Consider the following 18901-nt stretch of genomic DNA (forward strand, 5'->3'; position numbering starts at 1 on the left):
CGCCTCAGCGTGAGTACAACGCGCCCTGCACCGTGTGGATGAACTGCGTCATGGATGCGGGGAGGTCCTGGAGGTGCCAGGTGCCGGGCGCGTGGTACCAGCTGAGCACGGCAGGATCCGGGACGGTGTCGTCGTCGTCGGCGGCCACCATGGCCTCGAGCCAGCGCTCCTTGCCGCCCAGCACGACGGTGTAGCCGAGCAGCCGCGAGATCTCCTGGAGCTCGCGGCCGCGCGGCATCTCGGCGGTGGTGTGCGTGGCCAACAGCGCGGACAGGGCCCCGAGACCGTCGAGGAGGGCGGTGCCCGCAGCGGTGCGGCGCGGCATCCGGTCCGCCACCCACACCACCGCGGCCCCCACCGACACCAGCACCAGCGCCATCAGGCCGAGGGTCGTGAACGCCACCAGCACCACGGCGGCCAGGAAGGCCAGCCCGAGCACGACGTACCCGCGGGTGCGCCACGACGACCGGGTGGAGTCCGGCCTCTGCTCGAACCAGCCCCGTGCCACCACGTCGTCGTACAGTGCGTCCTGGATGCCGACGATCCGATCGGCGAGGCGTCCGCTCAGCCGCGACACCAGGGTCTGCTCGCCTTCGGGCGCGACGGCGTCGAGCAGCTCCTGCTCGAACCGGGCCAGCTCGTCGACGGGGGCCTCGGTGCGCTCGATCGCCCAGTCCAGCAGCCCGTGGCTGGGCCGCGGCAGCTCCGTGATGAGCAAGTGCCCGCGGACGGCGAGGTCAACGAGGGTGGCCGTGACGTCGATCGGGTCCACCCGCTCGTCGGCGACCGTGCCCACGTGCCCGGGGCGCACGCCCTCCGCCACCCGGAACACTGACTCGCCGGGCCCGACCGGCGCGAACGATCCGATGGCGTGGGCCGCGGAAGGGGCGAGGTCGCGGCCGGCGCGGCGATGCAGCAGGAGCAGCAGCGCGCCCCCGAGAAGGGCGGCGCCGAGGGCCGCGAGCACCGTCGGCCAGGAGACGGTGAACGCGCGATCCAGGCTCCACCGCTCCTGGAGGTCCGCCGTAGCTGCCACCTCATCCGCGGGGTAGGCGACGCTGAGCACCACCTCGTCGCCCGCGTCTCGGGGACCGTCCTGGAACGCCGCATCCGGCTGGGCGAACGTGCCGCCGCCGAGCGCCGCGCACCGGCCGACGCTGCCGCGGGGGCCGGCCTCGCAGCCGATCATGTCCGGGAGCGCCGGCCCCTCGACCACTCCTGCCACCTGGCTGAGCGCCACCGGAAGGCCCTGAATCAGGGGCCATTGGAGCATCGTGAGGGCGCCGTCCTGGCCCTGCTCGGTGCGGGTGGCGCCGTGGACGTCGTAGGCGAGGATGAGAGGGCCGGCACCGTCGACGGCCATCCGGATCTCCACCTGGGTGGCGGTGGTGGTGGTGGCGAGGTCCACCGCCTCGCCCGCGACAGTGGCCGAGATGTTGCTGATGCGGTACCGGTGGAAGTGGGAGGAGTCGATGCTTCGGGTGAGCGCCAGCACCTGGGTGAGCTCGTCGAGGGGCGCGTCGAAGGTGAGGGTCTGCGTGACGCGCAGAGTCCCGTCGGCAGCAACCACGCCCGCGACCTCGGCGGCCGCCTCACCGTCCTGCGCGAGGGCGGCTGAGGGCCACCACAGCATCGTCGCGACGGCGGCGATCAGCATCCAGCAACGCGCACGACGGCTCATCGCAGCCCTTCCTCTTCAGGTAGCAGCAACCTAGCGCACCCGCGACGTCAGTCCTCCGCGACGACCGTGGCCACCGCGATGGCCGCGACACCCTCGCCCCGGCCGGTGAGGCCGAGCCCGTCGGTGGTGGTGGCGCTGACGGTCACCGGGGCTCCGACGGCGGCGCTGAGCACGCGCTCCGCCTCCGCACGGCGCGGTGCGAGCTTGGGCCGGTTGCCGATCACCTGGACGGCCACGTTTCCGATGGCGTAGCCGGCCGCGCGGACGCGCCGGGCGGTCTCGGTGAGGAAGGCTACGCCGCTGGCGCCCGCCCACTCCGGCTCGGCGGTGCCGTAGTTGCTTCCGAGGTCGCCCATCCCGGCGGCGCTGAGCAGCGCGTCGCACGCCGCGTGGGCGGCGACGTCGCCGTCGGAGTGACCGGCCAGGCCGGAGGCTTCGTCGGGGAAGTGCACGCCGGCCACCCAGAGGGGCACCCCCGGCTCCAGCCGGTGCACGTCCGTGCCGATCCCCACTCGATTCATCGTTGCTGCCCCTTAGTGTGAGTGATCCCGAGCGGCCAGGATGGCTCGGGCCAGCACCAGGTCCACGGGTTCGGTGATCTTCAACGCGTCCCGGTGCCCGTCGACGAGCGTGACGCTGAGGCCGGCGTGTTCGCAGGCGGCGGCGTCGTCGGTGACCTCGAGCGCCTCGGCCAGCAGGAGGTCGTGGGCCCGCCGCAGCGCGCCGAACCGCGCCCCCTGGGGTGTCTGCACCGCTCGCAGCGGGGCCCGGTCCACCACCTGCGACGAGGCCCCGTCGATCCGGCGGATGGAGTCCACCACAGGCAGCACGGGGATGGCCACCTCCGCGCCGCCGGCCACGGCCGACGCCACGGCCCGCACGACGGTGGGCGGGATGAGGGCGCGGGCCGCGTCGTGGACGAGGACGACGGCCCGGTCCGGCGCGGTGATGGCGGCCAGCCCGATCCGTACGGAGTCCTGCCGGGTTGAGCCCCCCTCGACGCAGGTGGTGGGCACGGCGGCCCCGTCCAGCGCGGTACGGAACTCCGGTTCGAGGCCGTGGGGGACGGTGACGACGACCTGCTCGACTCCCCCTGCTGCCAGGGCGTCCACGGAACGGCGGACCAGGGTGACGCCCTCCAGCTCTACGAGGGCCTTCGGCTGGGCTGCGCCCAGCCGGGAACCAGAACCGGCCGCCACCACAACGGCGACGACCGGCGTATCAAGATGTGACACTTCTGGATTCAGGAGGCGAGGACCTCATCGAGCATGACCTCGGCCCTGTCCTCGTTGACCTGCTCGGCGAGCGCGAGCTCGGCGATCAGGATGGAGCGGGCCTTCGCCAGCATCCGCTTCTCGCCGGCGGAGAGACCCTTGTCGCGGTCTCGACGCCACAGATCCCGGACAACCTCGGAGACCTTGATCACGTTGCCGGAGTGCAGCTTCTCCATGTTGGCCTTGAAGCGGCGGGACCAGTTGGACGGCTCCTCGGTGTGCTCGGCGCGAAGCACCGCGAACACCTTTTCCAAACCATCAGCGTCGACCACGTCCCGCACACCAACCAGATCCAGGTTGCACGCCGGCACGCTGATCACCAGGTCGTTTTGTCCGATGACGCGGAGGACCAAGTACAACTTGTCCTCGCCTTTGATGGTCTTGTTCTCGATGTCTTCAATGACAGCAGTCCCATGATTTGGGTAGACCACCGTTTCACCGATCGAAAAAGTCATTCAATGACCCCTTTCCCAGAACTCAATTCTAGCAGGGCCGCCGCCACCCACCCAGACGGCGATTCTTACCCCACCCCGGGGCCCCGCGCTGGATGCTTCGTGGTACACGCAGCCCGGATCCGGTTAGGATGTGCCTAGCCACGCCCCACAGCCGGAGGACACATGAGCAAGACCCTGCGCCGCACCGCGGCCCTCGTCGCCACCGTCGCGCTCGCCGTCTCGGTGAGCGGGTGCACCGCGGGCCAATGGGAGTACGCCGCACCGCCGGCGGCCGGGGTCCAGGTGGATGAGGGCGGGCTCAAGTTGCGCAACTTCATGGTGGTCACCGACGGCGACGGCACGGGAATGATCCTGGGCGGGATCGCTTCGCGCGACGAGGCAGCCAGCGTCGCCGGCCTCGGATACGCCGCCGAGCTGGAGGATGGCTCGTTCGGTGAGCTCAACGCCGTGCCTTTCACGGCGGACATCCCCAAGGGCAAGACCATCATCCTCGACGGCGCGGACACCACGTTCAACACCTCCGAGCTGCTGGTGGGGCGCCTCGCACGGGTCGCGGTGCAGTTCGACGGCGGGCAGAGCGTCACCCTGAGCGTCCCCGTCGTGTCCGCGGAGCACCCGGACTTCGTCGAGGCGTGGGAGCAGGCCGGCGCCTGAGCGTCAGCCGTCGTACTTGTAGCCGAGGCCCCGCACCGTCACCAGCCGCACCGGGTTGGACGGATCGCGTTCGATCTTGGAGCGCAACCGCTTGATGTGCACGTCGAGGGTCTTGGTGTCGCCCACGTAGTCGCTGCCCCAGATGCGGTCGATCAGCTGGCCCCGGGTCATCACCCGGCCGGCGTTGCGCAGCAGGAGCTCCAGCAGCTCGAACTCGCGCAGCGCGAAGCGGACGTCCACGCCGTCGACGTTGACCTGGTGGCGCTCCACGTCGATCCGCACGCCGCTGACCTCCACCACCTCGGGGAGCAGCACCTGGTCCTGCCCTCTCCGCAGCACGGCCCGGATCCGGGCGACGAGCTCGCGGTGGCTGAACGGCTTGGTGACATAGTCGTCGGCGCCGAGCTCAAGGCCCACCACCTTGTCCACCTCTGAATCGCGGGCGGTCACCATGACGATCGCGACGTTGCCCCTCGCCCGCAGCTGGCGGCACACCTCCACGCCGGGGATGCCCGGCATCATCAGATCCAGCAGCACCAGATCCGCGCCGTTCCTGTCGTACTCCGCCAGCCCTTCGGCGCCATCGGCGGCTGTCACCACGTCGTAGCCCTCCTTGCGGAGCATGAAGCTGGTGGCGTCTCGGTAGGAATCCTCGTCCTCGATGATCAGGATGCGGGTCATCTAGGCCTCCTCGTCGGTGTCGTGGTCTGTGTCTGCGGGATCTGGCCCCAGGTAGGCGGGTAGCCGCAGCGTGAACGTGGAGCCCTGCCCGGGCCTGGACCACACCCTCACGGTGCCGCCGTGGGCGTTGGCGATGTGGCGCACGATGGACAGGCCGAGGCCCGTGCCGCCGCTCTGCCGCGACCGGCCGTAGTCAACCCGGTAGAAGCGCTCGAAGACGCGTTCCTGCTCCTCGGGCCTGATGCCGATGCCGTTGTCCGAGACCTTGATCTCCACGAACTGGTCCCCGTCTGCGGTGACGGGCAGGATGCTGAGCGTGACGCGGGCCTTCTCGTCGGAGTAGTTGATGGCGTTCTGCACGAGGTTGGTGACGGCATCGGCGAGCTGCCACCTGTCTCCCATCACCTTCGCGTGCGTGGTGCGGGCCAGGATGAGGGAGACGTCCCGCTGCGTGGCGCGCTCCTGCGAGCGGGCGATCGCCTCACCCACCACCTCGGCCACGTCCACCACCTCCCGGCTGAGCAGGGGGTCCGTGGACTGCAGCCTGGACAGATCGATGATCTGATTGACCAGCTCGGCGAGCCGGGCCGTCTCCAGCTGCATCCGGTGTACGAAGCGCTGGACCGCCTCGGGGTCGTCCTTGGCCGCCTCGACGGCCTCCGCCAGCACCGAGATGGCGCCGATGGGGGTCTTCAATTCGTGGGAGATGTTGGCGACGAAGTCGCGCCGCACCGCCTCCACCCGCTTCTGGGCTGACTCGTCCTCCGCGATGACGAGCACGTTCTCGTCCACCATGGGGGCGATCCGGGTGGCGAGCTCCAGCCTCTCGGAGCCGGGGTGGAGCTCCCGGACCACCGGCCCGCGGTAGGGCGCCTGGGACGAGCGCACCTCCCGGACGCGCTCGAGCAGCTCGGGGAAGCCGACCCTGCTGCCCCGGGCGAGGTTGAGCGCCACGCCGGGCTCGTTGACCATGAGGATCTCGTCGTGAGGGCCAACGAGGACGGCGCCGGAGGCGATGGTGTCCAGCACGTCGTGCAGTTCCCGTGACGCCTTGTCCGCCATGCGTTGGGCCTCCAGCTGGCGCCAGCTCTGCTTGCCCTGGACGAGCAGGTACGCGAACAGGACACCGAGCAGGGCTACCCCCGCCCCGATGAGTCCGGCGAGGGCTGGGTGCATGCCGCCATCATATGGCTCGACCGCCAGGGGCCCGGGCCCGAAAGCCCTCTGAGCAGCGACGGCGGCGCCGAGTCTTCACCGTCCGTTCACCCGCGATTCACCCAGAGGAAATGCCCCGCTACCCGGGGTGCCTATCGTTCGGGATGGCCCTCCCCCGGCTAGACTGGCCGTTGGCTTTGACACACAAGGAGCACTGCACATGCGCACCAGCTACCACGAGGAGCTCGATTCGATCCTCGACAGCCTCGTCAACATGGCCGGACTCGTCGAAGTGGCGATCCGCGAAGGCTCCGAGTCGCTGCTGACGGCAGACCTGACCAAGGCCGAGTCCGTCATCAGCAACGACGTGCAGCTGGACAAGATGCACGAGGAGATGGAGTACAAGTGCCTCTCCCTGCTGGCGCTGCAGGCCCCCGTCGCCGGCGAGCTCCGCACCATCGTCTCGGCCATCCGCGTCGTGTTCGAGCTCGCCCGCATGGGCGACCTCGCCGCCCACGTGGCCAAGATCGCGCGCCTGCGCTACCCGGTCAGCGCCGTCCCGGAGCAGTTCGATGCGAGCTTCCGCGAGATGGCTGACATCGCCATCGAGATCGTCACCCTCGCCAGGCAGTCGCTGCAGGATCGCGACGCCAAGGGCGCCCACCGTCTGGTGGAGATCGACGAGCGGATGGACGTCCTGCGCCGCGAACAGTTCTCGATGATGCTGGCCGAAGGGACGGACATCTCCATCGAGGGCGCCGTCGACGTCGCGCTGCTGGGCCGCTACTACGAGCGCTTCGCAGACCACGCTGTCGCGGTGGGCCGGCGAGTGATCTACATCATCACCGGCGATGTGCCCGAGGGCGAGGACTGGCCCAACGCCTGACGGCGGCGGCCCCGCCTGTAGTGTTGCGCGCATGACCGCGAAGTTGATTTTGCTCCGCCACGGCGAGAGCGAGTGGAACGCCAAGAACCTGTTCACCGGCTGGGTGGACGTGGACATCAACGAGAAGGGCATCGGGGAGGCCAAGGCCGCCGCCGGACTGCTCCAGGCGGAGGACCTCCTCCCAGATATCCTGCACACCTCGCTGCTGCGCCGCGCCATCCACACCGCCTACCTGGCGCTGGACGGCTGCGACCGTCACTGGATCCCCGTGAAGCGCAGCTGGCGCCTCAACGAGCGCCACTACGGTGCGCTGCAGGGAAAGAACAAGGCCCAGACGCTGGAGCAGTACGGCGAGGAGCAGTTCATGCTCTGGCGCCGCAGCTACGACACGCCGCCGCCGCTCATCGACGTCGACGACGAGTTCTCGCAGCACCACGATCCCCGGTACGCGGACATCCCCGAGGCGGACCGCCCGCGGACCGAATGCCTCAAGGACGTCGTGGCGCGCATGCTGCCCTACTGGGAAGCGCACATCGTGCCGGACCTGGCCGAGGGCAAGACCGTGCTGGTGACGGCCCACGGTAACTCCCTGCGCGCGCTGGTCAAGCACCTGGACGGCATCTCGGACGAGGACATCGCCGGACTGAACATCCCCACCGGCATCCCGCTCTACTACGAGCTGGACGAGGACTACAAGCCGGTCACCCCGGGTGGTCGCTACCTGGACCCCGAGGCGGCTGCCGCCTCCATCGAGGCAGTGAAGAACCAAGGAAAGAAGTAGACCCGGCATCGCGCCTGGCGTAGGTGCAGGACTTGTGAGGCGATGACCGGGCGGCCCGTTGCGGTTGGCCTTGGTGCCTCTCCCAAGTTCGGAGATGCCCGGGTGGCTTGAGGGCCGCCCGGGCATCTCTTCACAACTCCTGCACTGGTCTCACCGTGGCGTGGTCGGGTCCGGGCGATGGCCGACGGGGCGGCCCTGGTGCGGCCCTGCTGAGGCGGGACGCCAGTCATGTGATCGTCGGGTTGGGCATCACTGCGCCGAGCCGCCCAGTCACCCAGCACCCTCATGCGCCTCCACAAGCCAGGTTGAGTAAGGGCGAGCCGCCAGACGAGCACTCCTGGAAACCATCCCTGATGGATCAGGCGCGGTGTGTGCCGGGGCCGCCGAACCGCTCCCTGAGGAGGGCCGCCCGCGAAGCGGCGTGGCCCGTCTCGAAGGGTCGTGACTATCACCTTCACGCGGATCTCATCGTCGTCCTAGAGTGGCCCCCATGAAGACAGCTGTGGTGACAGGGGCAAGTTCTGGGATCGGGGCAGCGACTGCGCGCCTCCTGGCGCGGGAGGGGTTTCGCGTGATCTGCGCGGCCCGCCGGTCAGACCGGATCGAGGCGCTGGCCGCCGAGATCGGCGGGGTCGCCGTCGAGTGCGACATCACCAGTGACGACGACGTGGCCCGCCTCGCCGAGGCGGCGGGCGGAGCCCTCGATGTGCTGGTCAACAACGCCGGCGGCGCGCTCGGGCTGGAGCCGGTGAGCGACGCGGACCTGGACGCGTGGACGGCCATGCTGCAGACCAACCTGATCGGCACCACCCGCGTCACCAAGGCGCTGCTCCCCGCGCTGATCGCGGCCCAGGGTGTGTTCGTGTTCGTGACCTCCACTGCCGCCGATTCCGGCTACGAGGGCGGCGCGGGCTATTGCGCAGCGAAGGCCGGGGAGCGCGCCGTCGTCGAATCCATGCGGCTTGAGCTCTTCGACGTCCCGGTCCGCATCACCGAGATCTGCCCCGGCATGGTGCGCACGGAGGGATTCTCCGTCACCCGCTTCGGGGGCGACGAGGACCGCGCCGCGGCCGTGTATCGGGGTGTCGCGGAGCCGCTCAGCGCCGAGGACGTGGCGGACGCGATCACCTGGATGGCCACCCGCCCGTCGCATGTGAACATCGACAGGCTGACCATCCGCCCGCGGGCGCAGGCCGCCCAGCACAAGGTGTACCGCGAAGGTCAGTGACTGCGGCGACGCATCCGATCGAGCCAGGACCGGTGGCTCTCATCACCGTGCTCATCCTCCGCTAGGACGCCTTCATCGGCTACCTCGACCTCCGGGCGCCTCGTGCGGCGCAGCCGCACCAAGGCGCTGAAGAACTGGGCGGAGCGCTCGGACTCGCTCGCCACCACCCGACCGTCGGCCGTGGCCCACTCGACCTCGTCAGCTGACCGCTCCCCCGTCCTGATGTCGATCAGGTCTCCGAGGTAGCGCAGGACGACGGCGATGGCTGCAGCCACGGGAACGGCCAGGAAGGCGCCGATGATGCCGAACCAGACGCTGCCGAGCACCACAGCGAGCAGCACGACCACGGGGTGAAGCTTCATCACCTTGGACTGCAACAGTGGCTGCAGGATGTTGCCCTCCAGCTGCTGCACTAGGAGGATCAGGCCCAACACCAGGGCGGCGGTGGTGAACCCGTTGGAGACGAGCGCCACCAGGACTGCGAAGGCGCCGGCGGTCACTGCTCCCACCATGGGGATGAAGCCCGCGATGAAGGTGATCACGGCCAGCGGGAAGGCAAGGGGGACGCCGAGCAGTGCCAGGCCGAGCCCGATGAAAAGAGCGTCAACGAAGCTGACGATGGCCTGAGTGCGGATGTAACCGGAGACGGTGCCCCAGAGCCTGGTCAGGAGCTCGGTGGCATGGAATCCTGCTCGCCGACCCACCACCCTCCGGGTCCAGCCCAGGAAGCTCGCGCCGTCCTTGAGGAAGAAGAAGGTCAGCACCATCATCAGCAGGAGCGTGATGACGACGTTGCCGACGCTGCCGCCGATGCTGAGCGCCTGAGAGAAGATCTCACCGGCTCGGGACTGCAGGTAGTCCAGCCCCTGCGTGATCCAGGTGTCGAGCTGCTCGTCCCGCAGGTTGAGCGGCGGCCCCGCCGCCCACTCCTGAAGGCGCCGGACGCCCTGCACCGCCTGCGAGGACAACTCGGGCCACTGCTTGGCCACGCTCGGCGCGATGCTGGCGATCAGCCCGGCGATGATCCCCACGCCTCCGAGCAGCGAGATCGCCGCCCCGAGCGCATAGGGCACCCCGACGCGCTTGAGCGCCGCGGTGGCCGGCCACAGCACCGAGGTGAGCAGGAGCGCGAGCACCAGCGGGAGCACACCGTCCCAGAACTGGGCGAAGACCCAGCCGAACGCGGCGAGCGCGAGCGCGATGAGGAGGAACCGGCCCGCCCACAGGGCGAGCCAGCGTCCGCCCTGGCCGATCACGTCAGCGCGGTCCACGGGCTCCGCCGGATCAGGTGTGAGCAGCGCGTCACTCGGATGTCCAGGCCGCGGGTCCGGGACGGAATCGGCCGTCAGGTCCGGGTGCGGCGCGTCGTGTCCCTTCTGGTCCGCTGTGCTGTTCTGGGGCGCCGAGGCGCCACCTTCCCTCTGATCCTCGTGGTGGGTCACCCATCCTCCTTGCGTTCGCGGGCCGGTGTGACTGGCGCCGGTCTGCCGCTCAGCGTACCGGGCACGCCGGAGGTGGCGGATCAGGCGGCTTCGCGCAGGATCTGTGCCAGCTCGTCGCGGGTCAGGGTGATCGGATTGCCCTTCATGGAGCTGCCCTTCATGGCCGCCTCGACCACGGCGTCGTGATCCCCCTCGGCGAGGCCAAGCTCGGCCAGCCCGGGGAGGCGCAACTGATCCTCCAAAGCGATGAGCCAGGCATCGAGCCGCTCGCCGACGAGGGCTGTGGGCGCTCCGTCGAACCGCTCACCGGTGAGCGCTTCGGCCGCGACCGCGTACTTCGCCAACGCCGGGTTGTCCGGCTCGCGCTCCGCCATGGCGCGGATGTTGGTGCGGGTGGTGACCCGGAGGAGGGCCGCGCAGATGGCGCCGTGGGGCGCGCCGGTGGTGCCGCCCAGCGGACCGGCGAAGCCGTGGACGGCTCCCAGCTTCGCGTTGGCCAGCGAGAGGCCGCCCATGAGGGAGCAGAAGGCCATGTCGGTGCGCGCCTCCAGGTCCTCGCTCTCCGCGACGGCGCGGGCCAGGCCTCGCGCTGCGGCCCGCAGACCCGCGGTCGCCAGCGCGTCGACCATCGGGTTGGCGAACCGGGACGTGAGCGGCTCCAGGCATTGGGTCAGGGCGTCCATGCCGGACTGCGCCGTCACCAGCGGGGGGCAGGTGAGCGTGAGGGCGGGGTCGACGATGGCCACCGTCGCCAGCATCGACGGTCCCCGCAGCGACACCTTCACCCGGTGCTCGACGGAGGTGAGGACGGCGTTGGCCGTCACCTCGGAGCCGGTGCCCGACGTGGTGGGCAGAGCGATGAACGGAAGAGACAGGTGCGGGAGCGGCTGGCCGCCACCGATCACCTCGGCGTGGTCCATCGGGTCGGTGTCGCCGGCCGCCAGGGCCGCGACGGCCTTCGCCAGATCCAGTACCGCTCCCCCGCCGATGCCGATGATGTGGTCCGCCTTGGCGGCACGTGCGGCGGCGACCGCGGCGCGGGCGTCGTCGAAGCTGGGCTCACCGGTGAGCGCGAAGGAGCCGACGTCAGAAATGTCGCGGAGGACCTCGGCGTGTCGGTGGGTGTTGCGGCCGGTGATGACGAAGGGACGCTCTCCGAGCCGTCGGCTGTGCTGAGGGAGTTCGGCCGCCACCCCCGCCCCGAACCGGATCGACGTGGCGGTGGCGAAGGTGAACTCGGTCATGCCTCCAGCGTGCCAGACCGACGGCAGACGAAGGCCCCGTCGCCCGGAAGAAGTCCGGAGCGACGGGGCCAGCGGGTGTCGTTAGCCGGTGACGAACCCGGCGCCTTCGATGGCGTCCGCGTCCCGCTTGCCGGGCAGTGGAACCGGGCGGCGTTCCTCGCCTCCTCTGGGGCCACGATCGACGAAGTGCTCATGAAGCAGGTCCCGAAGGTGCCGGAGTCGGCGAACCAAATCACGCTGACCGTGGGCGGTAACGACGTCGGCTTCATGACGGTCGCGCAAGCCTGCGCTGAGGCTCCTTCCCGCTGCCAGGGTGCGATCCTCGCGGCTGCGGACAAGCTGGGGGACATGGGCGCCGACCTCGGCTTGCTGATCACGGCGCTCAAAACCCAAGCACCGAAGGCCACCATCTTCGTGACCGGGTACCCGCAGATCTTCCAGCCGTCCCTTACCGAAGGGTGCCCCGCGCTGCCGCTCATCCCTCTGGACGCCCTGTATGCAGCCGACAGCGCTGGTGACGGAGCGCTCCGACGGTCGATCTGGCCCACGCACGCCGTCGTGCCGGCCGCCTTAAGGTCCCCCGCGACGCATCCCCGTGATGCGAACCCTACGCCTCAATGCGGCGCCCCGTGACCGTGGGTGTGCACGACTCGCCGTCGGACCCGCACCCCACCGTCGCTGGTGCACACGCACCCACATTCCGACGGCGTGTCGTGCCCACAAGCCGTCCCCTGGGTGTGCACGAAACGCCGGTCGAGCGTCACCGCGTCGTCGCTGGTGCACACGCACCCTGCTTCCGACGGCGTTTCGTGCACGCTCAACCGGAGCGCCATCAACGCCGGATCACCACTCCCCCAGCACCGCTCCTCCCGCCGGGAGTCAGGTGCGCACGAAACGCCGGCCGAGTGCCACCCCGTCGTCGCTGGTGCACACGCACCCACATTCAGACGGCGTGTCGTGCACACGGATGCACCCGACCGCAGCACCACACCCCCCGCAGGCACCCTCCTTACCGGCCGTGCACGACTCGCCGTCGGACCCGCACCCCACCGTCGCTGGTGCACACGCACCCACATTCAGACGGCGTGTCGTGCACCTGAGAGGCGCGCCAGGGAACAGCGACGGGCCCCGGAGTGCTCGCGCACCCGGGGCCCGTCGTGAGTTGAAGCGGTTGTCAGAGCTCGATGAGCGCCTGACCACCCTGGACCGCGTCGCCGGGGGCGACGAGGATGGCAGAGACGACGCCCGCCGCGGGGGCGGTGATCTCCGTCTCCATCTTCATGGCCTCGAGAAGCAGCAGGACCTGCCCGGCCTCGATCTCCTCGCCGACGGTGACCAGCACCCGCGCGACCGACCCCGCCAGGGGCGCCACGACGGCGTTGGAGCTGACGGCGGACACGGAGGCCTTCGTCGGAATGGGGTTGGCACCGGCGTTGACGCCGATGATGACCGGCCCCATCCCCTGGCGCTCCTCTTCCTCGACCTCGACATCGATCTCGTATTCCGTCTCGTTGACGGTGACCTTGAGTTTCATTGGTTCTCCTGTGGCTGTGTCAGCGGACGTGGGGGACGGACCGGTCATGGACGCGGGCGCGGCTGGCCGCGGCCCACCTGGTCTGCGACCCGTAACGGATGGCGCGCACCTTGGCCTTGTGGCCGAAGTACGCGGCCACCGCGGCGCCGATGGCGATGATGTCCGCCTCGGGGATTTGGCGGCAGTCCTCGAGGGACTCAACCCGTGCCTCGAGTACGGCAACCTTGTCCGTGAGAGCCGCGACAGCGTCGCGCAACTCCTGCAGTGTGGTGTCTTCCATCGCTATCCCCGATCAGGCCGGGCCGAGGCCGTGCTTCTTGGCGGGGCGCACTTCGCGCTTACCGACGAGCAGCTCGAGGGCCATGGCGATCTCGCGACGGGTGTCGGCGGGATCGATGATGTCGTCCACCAGGCCACGGCTCGCCGCCATGTAGGGGGTGGAGAACGTCTCGCGGTACTCCTCGACCAGCTCGGCGCGACGCGCCTCCTTGTCCTCGGCCGCGTCGATCTCGCGACGGAACACGACGTTGGCCGCGCCGGCAGCGCCCATCACGGCGATCTCCGCCGTCGGCCATGCGAACACCTTGTCCGCGCCGAGGTCCTTCGAACACATCGCCAGGTATGCGCCGCCGTAGGCCTTGCGCATCACGACGGTGATCTTCGGGACGGTGGCCGCGGAGTAGGCGTAGAGCATCTTCGCGCCGTGGCGGATGATGCCGTTGTGCTCCTGGGCGACGCCGGGCAGGAAGCCGGGGACGTCGACGAGGTTCACCACGGGGATGTTGAACGCGTTGCAGAAGCGGACGAACTTGCTGGCCTTGTCCGAGGAGTCGATGTCCAGCACGCCGGACATGACGCTCGGCTGGTTCGCGATGATGCCGATGGTGCGGCCCACGATCCGGCCGAAGCCCACCACGATGTTCTTCGCCCAGCCGGCCTGAACCTCGAGGAAGTCCGCGTGGTCCACGATCTCGGCGATGACCTCGCGCACGTCGTAGCCCTTGTTGGACTGCACGGGCAGGATGTTCCGGAGCTTCTCGTTGGGCTCCACCACGTCGTCGGGATCGACGATGGGGGCATCCTCGGTGTTGTTCTGCGGGAGGAAGCTGAGCAGCTTCTTGGCGATCAGGATGGCCTGCTCGTCGTCGTCGGCCACGAAGTGCACCACGCCGGAGCGTGCCATGTGCGCATCCGCGCCGCCGAGTTCGTCCTGCGAGACGTCCTCACCGGTGACCTGCTTGATCACGCCGGGGCCCGTGATGAACATGTGGGCCTTGCGCGTCTGGATGATGAAGTCCGTCAACGCGGGCGAGTAGGCCGCGCCACCGGCGCACGGGCCGGCGATGATCGAAATCTGGGGCACCGCGCCGGAGAGCAGGACGTTGGCGTAGAACACCTTGCCGTAGCCGGAGAGCGAGTCGATGCCCTCCTGGACGCGGGCGCCGCCCGAGTCGTTGATGAAGATGAACGGCGTTCCGGTGGTCAGCGACGCCTTCAGGGTCTCAGTGACCTTGATGGAGTGCGCCTCGCCGGCGGAGCCGCCCATGACGGTGAAGTCCTGGCTGGCCAGGTGGACCGGGCGCCCCAGCACGTAGCCGGCGCCGGTGACCACGCCGTCGGCCGGCATGTCGGCCTTGTCCATCCCGAAGGTGGTGGTGCGGTTGCGGCGGAAGGCGCCGGTCTCCTGGAAGGAGCCGTCGTCGACGAGGGAGTCGATGCGCTCGCGCGCCGTCATCTTCCCCTTGTCGCGGTGCTTCTGCAGCTTGTCCTCGCCGCCACCGGCGTGGACGTGGGCGCGCTTCTCGGTGAGCTGATCGAGGCGCTCAGCCATGGTGTATTCCTTGGGCATCTGCTTGCTCCTCAGACTGGCTCGACGGCGACGTGGTGCTCGCGACCGGCGAGCGTCACCTTGTACTTGATGGGACCGGTGATGCCCTGGTGGCTGGCAGCGGCCTTCTCGGTGTTCAACTGCTCAGGCGTCTTCGCCACACTCTTGGGCCCCTCAGCGCGAGTCTTGAAGAACGCAGGCGCAACCCCCGGGAACATGGCGTTGGTGAGCACATCCTCCTCGGAGCCGTCGAAGCCCTCAAGCGCCTCGGCCTGCGTGTGCAGGCTGTCCCACTCGGGCTTGAGGTAATCAGCGGGTCGCCCGGTGATGATGTCCTTCTTGGTCTGCTTCTGGGCCAGCTCGATGACCTCAGGGTTGCGGTCGCCGAGGCACTCGCCGTAGTAGCCGAGCATGAGGTCCGCGAACTCGCCAGTCATCACCTTGTAGCGGCCCATGAGGACGTTGAACACAGCCTGGCTGCCCACGATCTGCGACGACGGGGTGACCAGCGGCGGGTGGCCGGCGTCTGCCTTGACCCGCGGGACCTCCTCCATGACCTCGCGGATGCGGTCTCCCGCGCCCTGGGCCCGCAGCTGCGACTCCATGTTGGAGAGCATGCCGCCGGGAATCTGGGACAGGAAGATGTCGGTGTCCACCAGGGTGGCCGACTCGAATTCCTTGTACTTGGGGCGCACGCCCGCGAAGTGGTCGCGGATCTTGAGGAGGCGCTCCATGTCCAGGTCCGTGGTGTATTCGGTGCCATCGAGCATCGCGACGAGCGACTCGGTGGGGTTGTGGCCGGGGCCGAGCGACATCGACGAGATGGCCGCATCCACAACGTCCGCGCCGGCCTCGATGGCCTTCATCAGCGACACGAGGGTGACGCCGGTGGTGGCGTGGCAGTGCACGTTGATCTGCACGTCGCCGTAGGTTTCCTTGATGCCGCGGATGATGTCGTAGGCGGGCTGCGGCTGCAGCAGGGCGGCCATGTCCTTCAGGGCGATGGACTCGGCGCCCATGTCCAGCAGCTGGCCGGCGAGCTTGATGTAGCCCTCGACGGTGTGGACCGGGGAGATTGTGTAGCAGATGGTGCCCTGGGCGTGCTTGCCCACCTTCTTGACCGCGGCCATGGCGTGGGCCATGTTGCGGGGGTCGTTGAGGGCGTCGAAGACCCGGAAGACGTCCATGCCGTTCTCGGCGGACTTCTCCACGAACTTCTCGACGACCATGTCCTCGTAGTGGCGGTAACCGAGGAGGTTCTGGCCGCGCAGCAGCATCTGCAGCCGGGAGTTGGGCATCAACTCGCGGAACGTGCGCAGGCGCTTCCAGGGGTCCTCGTTCAGGAATCGGATGCACGCGTCAAACGTCGCGCCACCCCAGCATTCGACTGACCAGTAACCAGCCTGGTCGATGTCTTCGCAGGCGCCGACCATGTCCTCCATGGCCATGCGGGTCGCCATCAAACTCTGATGCGCGTCTCGGAGTACAAGCTCCGTCACGCCGATCTTTCGGGCTGTCATGGAGTAATCCAATCATGGACATCGCCCGCCCGGGACGGCACCCCCGAGATACTCGGTCCGACCAACCCCTGTACGCTGGGGAACTATTCCTCTGCCGCCGTCGCCCCTAGTCGAGCGGGCACTGGGGCGGTCAGCGGGAGGACCGCCAGCACGTACCCACCGGCCTGTGTGGGGCCAGCCTCGAAGGATCCTCCCAGCTCCTCGGCCCGCTCGCGCATGGACCCCAGACCCACGCCTGGGCGCCACGCCTTGACCGTGTCCTCAGCCGTCCTTCCTTCGGCCTGCCCGTCGCGCACCTCGATGAGGAGCGCCCGCCCACCAGGGTGGTCGGAGGGCTCGAGCCGCACGATGGCCCGCGTCGACCCTGCGTGACGCGCCACGTTCGACAACGCCTCGGTGACGATCCGGTAGGCCGCCACCTCGACGGCTGCGGGGAGCCCGCTCGGCACATTTGCGTCCAGCTCGACGGCCAGCGGCTGCCCCGACGCGCTGCGCAGCAACTGCAGCTGCAGCCGGAGGGCGCCGACCAGCCCCAACTCGTCCAACGACGGGGGCCGCAGTCCGTCCACCAGGCCTCGGATCTCGATGATCGCCGCAGCGGCCTCGGCGCGCAGGTCGGAGAGCAGCGCAACGGTGGCCCCGCCGTCGGAGCGGAGGGTGTTGATCGCCGCGTCTGCGGTGAACGCGATGCCCGTCAGCCTGGGGCCGAGGCCGTCGTGGAGGTCGCGGCGCAGCCGTCGACGCTCGTCCTCGACCCCGGAGATGACCGTGACCCGCGAGGCCCGCACCTCGGCCGCGAGCTCGTGGGCGCGCAGCGTCTGGGCGAGCAGGGGGCCGACGAGCGACAACACCTGTTCGTCGTCGCGGCTCAACCGCAGCTCTCCGCTGCGTAGGCACACGACCAGCTGCCGGGTCCCCGGCGACCCCGGCTCGAGGGGGCGAACCGCCTCCGTCCCCACCCGACTTCCCGACTCGGCGAGGGTCACGCCGCCCGCGACGACCGCGGCGTAGGGCAGCCCGAGCGCGTCCCGGATGGCCTCGAGCGCAGACTCGGGCTCGTCGCCGACCGACCCAGCCACCCGAGCAGCGGCGTCGAGAGGATCGCGGCGGCGCCCGAACAAGAGCTCCTCTACGACGCCTCGCAGGACGTGACGCAACGGGTGCACCCCCAGGGCCAGGGCCGCCGCCAGCAGCCCCTGGACGCCGACGGTGGGGGGGCTCCCCAGGAGGAGCTCGACCATCGCCGCCACAAGGCCGAACGCCGCCATGTACCCGGCCACGGTCGTGAAGGTGACTGTCACCCAGACCAGCGCCCCGCGCGGGCTTGTCGTCGGGGCCCTGACCCCGACCACCATGGCCGGGCCGATCAGCGCCAAAGACAACATGGCGGCCACGGTCCCGACAAGCCCCAGCCCGCCGAACGCGCCTACGAAGGACACGCAGAGCGCGACAAGGAGGGCCAGGGCGACCCAGGCCAGAGGCGCACGCTCCCCCACCTCCCCCCGCTCGAACGCCCACCACGTCCTGATCACCACCACGCTCAACGCGGCGGTGGCGAGAACCGCGATGGCCTCCGAAGCGGGGTAGGCGACGGCGGCTGCTCCGATGGCGACGCTCACCGTCACCGCCAGAAGATCGGGCGTGCTGCGCCTCACCCGCGGGTATGTGATGAGGCTGAGCGGCAGGAAGAGCACGCCTGCGGCGGTCCAGGGCCTGGCCGGGTCGAGCCCGAGCCTCCCCATCGCGACACCCGTGACCCCGAATGCGCCGGCCAGGATGAGTAGCGCGGCCGAGGGGCGGCTGCCTCGCGTGGCGAGTAACGCTACGCCCGATCCGATCAGGGCCAGGCACATCACCACGAGCGCGGAGGACTCGGCCACGTCGTTCACGTTCCCAGCCCCTCGTCGCGCGCCCGGATGATAGCCGCGGACCGGTCGGCGACCCGCAGCTTCGCGAAGATCGCCGTCAGATTGTTGCTGACGGTCTTGGGAGAGAGGAAAAGCTGCCTGGCGATCGCGGCGTTGCGCAGCCCCGAGGCCAGGAGGGTGAGGATCTCGCGTTCCCGCCCGGTGAGCTCCGGGAAGGGGACCGTCGACACCGCCGGCGCCGCGAACAGGCTGAGCATGCGCGCGGCGACCCCCGGCCCGTAGATGACCTGCCCGGCGGCGACCGCCCGGATGGCCGCGACAATCTCGTCCTGCTCAGCCCCCTTGAGCAGGTATCCGCGGGCGCCGGCCCGCATCGCGGTCAGGACGGTGGCATCATCGTCGTACATCGTCAGCACCAGGACCGCAACCTCCGGCACGGCCGCGCTGATCCGCCGGGTGGCCTCCACGCCGTCGAGAATGGGCATCCTGATGTCCATGAGGATCACGTCCGGGTGGAGCAGCTGAGCCTCGCGCACCGCGGCCTCGCCGTCGGCGGCCTCCCCGACGACCTCCACCTCGTCGATCGTGTCGAGCAGGGCGCGCAGGCCCCGTCGCACCACCGGGTGGTCATCGACGAGGACAAGCCGAACGGTCATGGCCCAAGAATGGC

The 18901-nt window shown here is 69.6% G+C and carries 19 protein-coding genes; 5 read left to right on the forward strand and 14 right to left on the reverse strand.

From position 1 onward, the window contains the following. Positions 1 to 4 precede the first annotated feature (4 nt). The 4 genes from H5398_RS00905 to H5398_RS00920 are packed head-to-tail and all read right to left on the reverse strand — an operon-like array spanning position 5 to position 3410. The gene (locus tag H5398_RS00905; protein ID WP_182798652.1) at positions 5 to 1681 is read right to left on the reverse strand and encodes a DUF2207 domain-containing protein; all 1677 of its coding nucleotides are present in this window, start codon (positions 1679 to 1681) and stop codon (positions 5 to 7) included. Between the two features lie 47 nt (positions 1682 to 1728). Next, positions 1729 to 2202 carry a 2-C-methyl-D-erythritol 2,4-cyclodiphosphate synthase gene (ispF, locus tag H5398_RS00910; protein ID WP_182781701.1) on the reverse strand — a complete coding sequence of 158 codons (474 nt, stop codon included), beginning with the start codon at positions 2200 to 2202 and terminating at the stop codon, positions 1729 to 1731. Positions 2203 to 2214: 12 nt separating this feature from the next. Beyond that, on the reverse strand, positions 2215 to 2916 hold the full coding sequence (gene ispD, locus H5398_RS00915) for a 2-C-methyl-D-erythritol 4-phosphate cytidylyltransferase (RefSeq protein WP_220489035.1): 702 nt from the start codon (positions 2914 to 2916) through the stop codon (positions 2215 to 2217). An 8-nt stretch (positions 2917 to 2924) separates the two neighbouring features. After that, the gene (locus tag H5398_RS00920) at positions 2925 to 3410 is read right to left on the reverse strand and encodes a CarD family transcriptional regulator (RefSeq protein WP_182781700.1); all 486 of its coding nucleotides are present in this window, start codon (positions 3408 to 3410) and stop codon (positions 2925 to 2927) included. 162 nt (positions 3411 to 3572) lie between these two features. Here H5398_RS00920 and H5398_RS00925 point away from each other — a divergent pair, with 162 nt between their 5' ends. Continuing rightward, a complete protein-coding gene (locus H5398_RS00925; RefSeq protein ID WP_182781699.1) occupies positions 3573 to 4064 on the forward strand; it encodes a hypothetical protein in 492 nt (163 codons plus the stop codon). A gap of 3 nt (positions 4065 to 4067) precedes the next feature. On the opposite strand, the gene H5398_RS00930 is transcribed toward H5398_RS00925, so the two are convergent. Together H5398_RS00930 and H5398_RS00935 are read right to left on the reverse strand one after the other, a co-directional pair. Beyond that, positions 4068 to 4745, reverse strand: a complete 678-nt coding sequence (locus H5398_RS00930) for a response regulator transcription factor (protein WP_182798653.1) — start codon at positions 4743 to 4745, stop codon at positions 4068 to 4070. Continuing rightward, positions 4746 to 5921 (reverse strand): cell wall metabolism sensor histidine kinase WalK, encoded by a 1176-nt coding sequence (locus tag H5398_RS00935; protein WP_182798654.1) that lies wholly within the window; start codon positions 5919 to 5921, stop codon positions 4746 to 4748. Positions 5922 to 6120: 199 nt separating this feature from the next. On the opposite strand from H5398_RS00935, the gene phoU reads away from it, so the two are divergent. From phoU to H5398_RS00950, 3 genes are all read left to right on the forward strand, one after another. Further along, positions 6121 to 6786, forward strand: coding sequence for a phosphate signaling complex protein PhoU (phoU, locus tag H5398_RS00940; protein ID WP_182781696.1), 666 nt, complete (start codon positions 6121 to 6123; stop codon positions 6784 to 6786). Between the two features lie 31 nt (positions 6787 to 6817). Then, the gene (locus H5398_RS00945; RefSeq protein ID WP_182781695.1) at positions 6818 to 7567 is read left to right on the forward strand and encodes a phosphoglyceromutase; all 750 of its coding nucleotides are present in this window, start codon (positions 6818 to 6820) and stop codon (positions 7565 to 7567) included. 490 nt (positions 7568 to 8057) lie between these two features. After that, on the forward strand, positions 8058 to 8795 hold the full coding sequence (locus H5398_RS00950; protein ID WP_182798655.1) for an SDR family oxidoreductase: 738 nt from the start codon (positions 8058 to 8060) through the stop codon (positions 8793 to 8795). Here the strand turns inward: H5398_RS00950 and H5398_RS00955 are convergent. Continuing rightward, complete coding sequence (locus H5398_RS00955) at positions 8789 to 10237, reverse strand: AI-2E family transporter (protein WP_182781693.1); 1449 nt, start codon at positions 10235 to 10237, stop codon at positions 8789 to 8791. The two genes, H5398_RS00950 and H5398_RS00955, sit on opposite strands and share 7 nt — an antisense overlap. Before the next feature lie 80 nt (positions 10238 to 10317). Continuing rightward, complete coding sequence (locus H5398_RS00960) at positions 10318 to 11481, reverse strand: iron-containing alcohol dehydrogenase (protein ID WP_182798656.1); 1164 nt, start codon at positions 11479 to 11481, stop codon at positions 10318 to 10320. Positions 11482 to 11556: 75 nt separating this feature from the next. Between H5398_RS00960 and H5398_RS00965 the strand changes: the two genes are divergently transcribed. After that, positions 11557 to 12114, forward strand: a complete 558-nt coding sequence (locus H5398_RS00965; protein WP_182798657.1) for a hypothetical protein — start codon at positions 11557 to 11559, stop codon at positions 12112 to 12114. Between the two features lie 541 nt (positions 12115 to 12655). Here the strand turns inward: H5398_RS00965 and H5398_RS00970 are convergent. The 6 genes from H5398_RS00970 to H5398_RS00995 form a co-directional block, all read right to left on the reverse strand. Beyond that, positions 12656 to 13015, reverse strand: coding sequence for a biotin/lipoyl-containing protein (locus tag H5398_RS00970; RefSeq protein WP_182781690.1), 360 nt, complete (start codon positions 13013 to 13015; stop codon positions 12656 to 12658). 19 nt (positions 13016 to 13034) lie between these two features. Then, the gene (locus H5398_RS00975) at positions 13035 to 13295 is read right to left on the reverse strand and encodes a hypothetical protein (RefSeq protein WP_182798658.1); all 261 of its coding nucleotides are present in this window, start codon (positions 13293 to 13295) and stop codon (positions 13035 to 13037) included. A 12-nt stretch (positions 13296 to 13307) separates the two neighbouring features. After that, positions 13308 to 14864, reverse strand: coding sequence for an acyl-CoA carboxylase subunit beta (locus H5398_RS00980; RefSeq protein WP_182798659.1), 1557 nt, complete (start codon positions 14862 to 14864; stop codon positions 13308 to 13310). A gap of 11 nt (positions 14865 to 14875) precedes the next feature. Further along, positions 14876 to 16363, reverse strand: a complete 1488-nt coding sequence (locus tag H5398_RS00985; RefSeq protein WP_182798660.1) for a methylmalonyl-CoA carboxytransferase subunit 5S — start codon at positions 16361 to 16363, stop codon at positions 14876 to 14878. Between the two features lie 83 nt (positions 16364 to 16446). Further along, positions 16447 to 18252, reverse strand: a complete 1806-nt coding sequence (locus H5398_RS17625; protein ID WP_182798661.1) for a histidine kinase — start codon at positions 18250 to 18252, stop codon at positions 16447 to 16449. Further along, positions 18249 to 18887 carry a response regulator transcription factor gene (locus H5398_RS00995; protein WP_182798662.1) on the reverse strand — a complete coding sequence of 213 codons (639 nt, stop codon included), beginning with the start codon at positions 18885 to 18887 and terminating at the stop codon, positions 18249 to 18251. Before H5398_RS00995 ends, H5398_RS17625 begins: the two co-directional genes overlap by 4 nt. Between the last annotated feature and the right edge of the window lie 14 nt (positions 18888 to 18901).

The organism is Tessaracoccus sp. MC1679 (assembly GCF_014164775.1).
In the GTDB taxonomy this organism is placed as follows: Bacteria; Actinomycetota; Actinomycetes; order Propionibacteriales; family Propionibacteriaceae; genus Arachnia.

Bases quoted from the DNA above. Each gene is read 5' to 3' on its own strand.
- H5398_RS00930 (WP_182798653.1), bottom strand. From the start codon at position 4,745: ATGACCCGCATCCTGATCATCGAGGACGAGGATTCCTACCGAGACGCC.
- H5398_RS00945 (WP_182781695.1), top strand. From the start codon at position 6,818: ATGACCGCGAAGTTGATTTTGCTCCGCCACGGCGAGAGCGAGTGGAAC.
- H5398_RS00995 (WP_182798662.1), bottom strand. From the start codon at position 18,887: ATGACCGTTCGGCTTGTCCTCGTCGATGACCACCCGGTGGTGCGACGG.
- H5398_RS00985 (WP_182798660.1), bottom strand. From the start codon at position 16,363: ATGACAGCCCGAAAGATCGGCGTGACGGAGCTTGTACTCCGAGACGCG.
- ispF (WP_182781701.1), bottom strand. From the start codon at position 2,202: ATGAATCGAGTGGGGATCGGCACGGACGTGCACCGGCTGGAGCCGGGG.
- H5398_RS00920 (WP_182781700.1), bottom strand. From the start codon at position 3,410: ATGACTTTTTCGATCGGTGAAACGGTGGTCTACCCAAATCATGGGACT.
- H5398_RS00905 (WP_182798652.1), bottom strand. From the start codon at position 1,681: ATGAGCCGTCGTGCGCGTTGCTGGATGCTGATCGCCGCCGTCGCGACG.
- H5398_RS00980 (WP_182798659.1), bottom strand. From the start codon at position 14,864: ATGCCCAAGGAATACACCATGGCTGAGCGCCTCGATCAGCTCACCGAG.
- H5398_RS00970 (WP_182781690.1), bottom strand. From the start codon at position 13,015: ATGAAACTCAAGGTCACCGTCAACGAGACGGAATACGAGATCGATGTC.
- H5398_RS00960 (WP_182798656.1), bottom strand. From the start codon at position 11,481: ATGACCGAGTTCACCTTCGCCACCGCCACGTCGATCCGGTTCGGGGCG.
- H5398_RS00925 (WP_182781699.1), top strand. From the start codon at position 3,573: ATGAGCAAGACCCTGCGCCGCACCGCGGCCCTCGTCGCCACCGTCGCG.
- phoU (WP_182781696.1), top strand. From the start codon at position 6,121: ATGCGCACCAGCTACCACGAGGAGCTCGATTCGATCCTCGACAGCCTC.
- H5398_RS00950 (WP_182798655.1), top strand. From the start codon at position 8,058: ATGAAGACAGCTGTGGTGACAGGGGCAAGTTCTGGGATCGGGGCAGCG.
- H5398_RS00975 (WP_182798658.1), bottom strand. From the start codon at position 13,295: ATGGAAGACACCACACTGCAGGAGTTGCGCGACGCTGTCGCGGCTCTC.
- H5398_RS00935 (WP_182798654.1), bottom strand. From the start codon at position 5,921: ATGCACCCAGCCCTCGCCGGACTCATCGGGGCGGGGGTAGCCCTGCTC.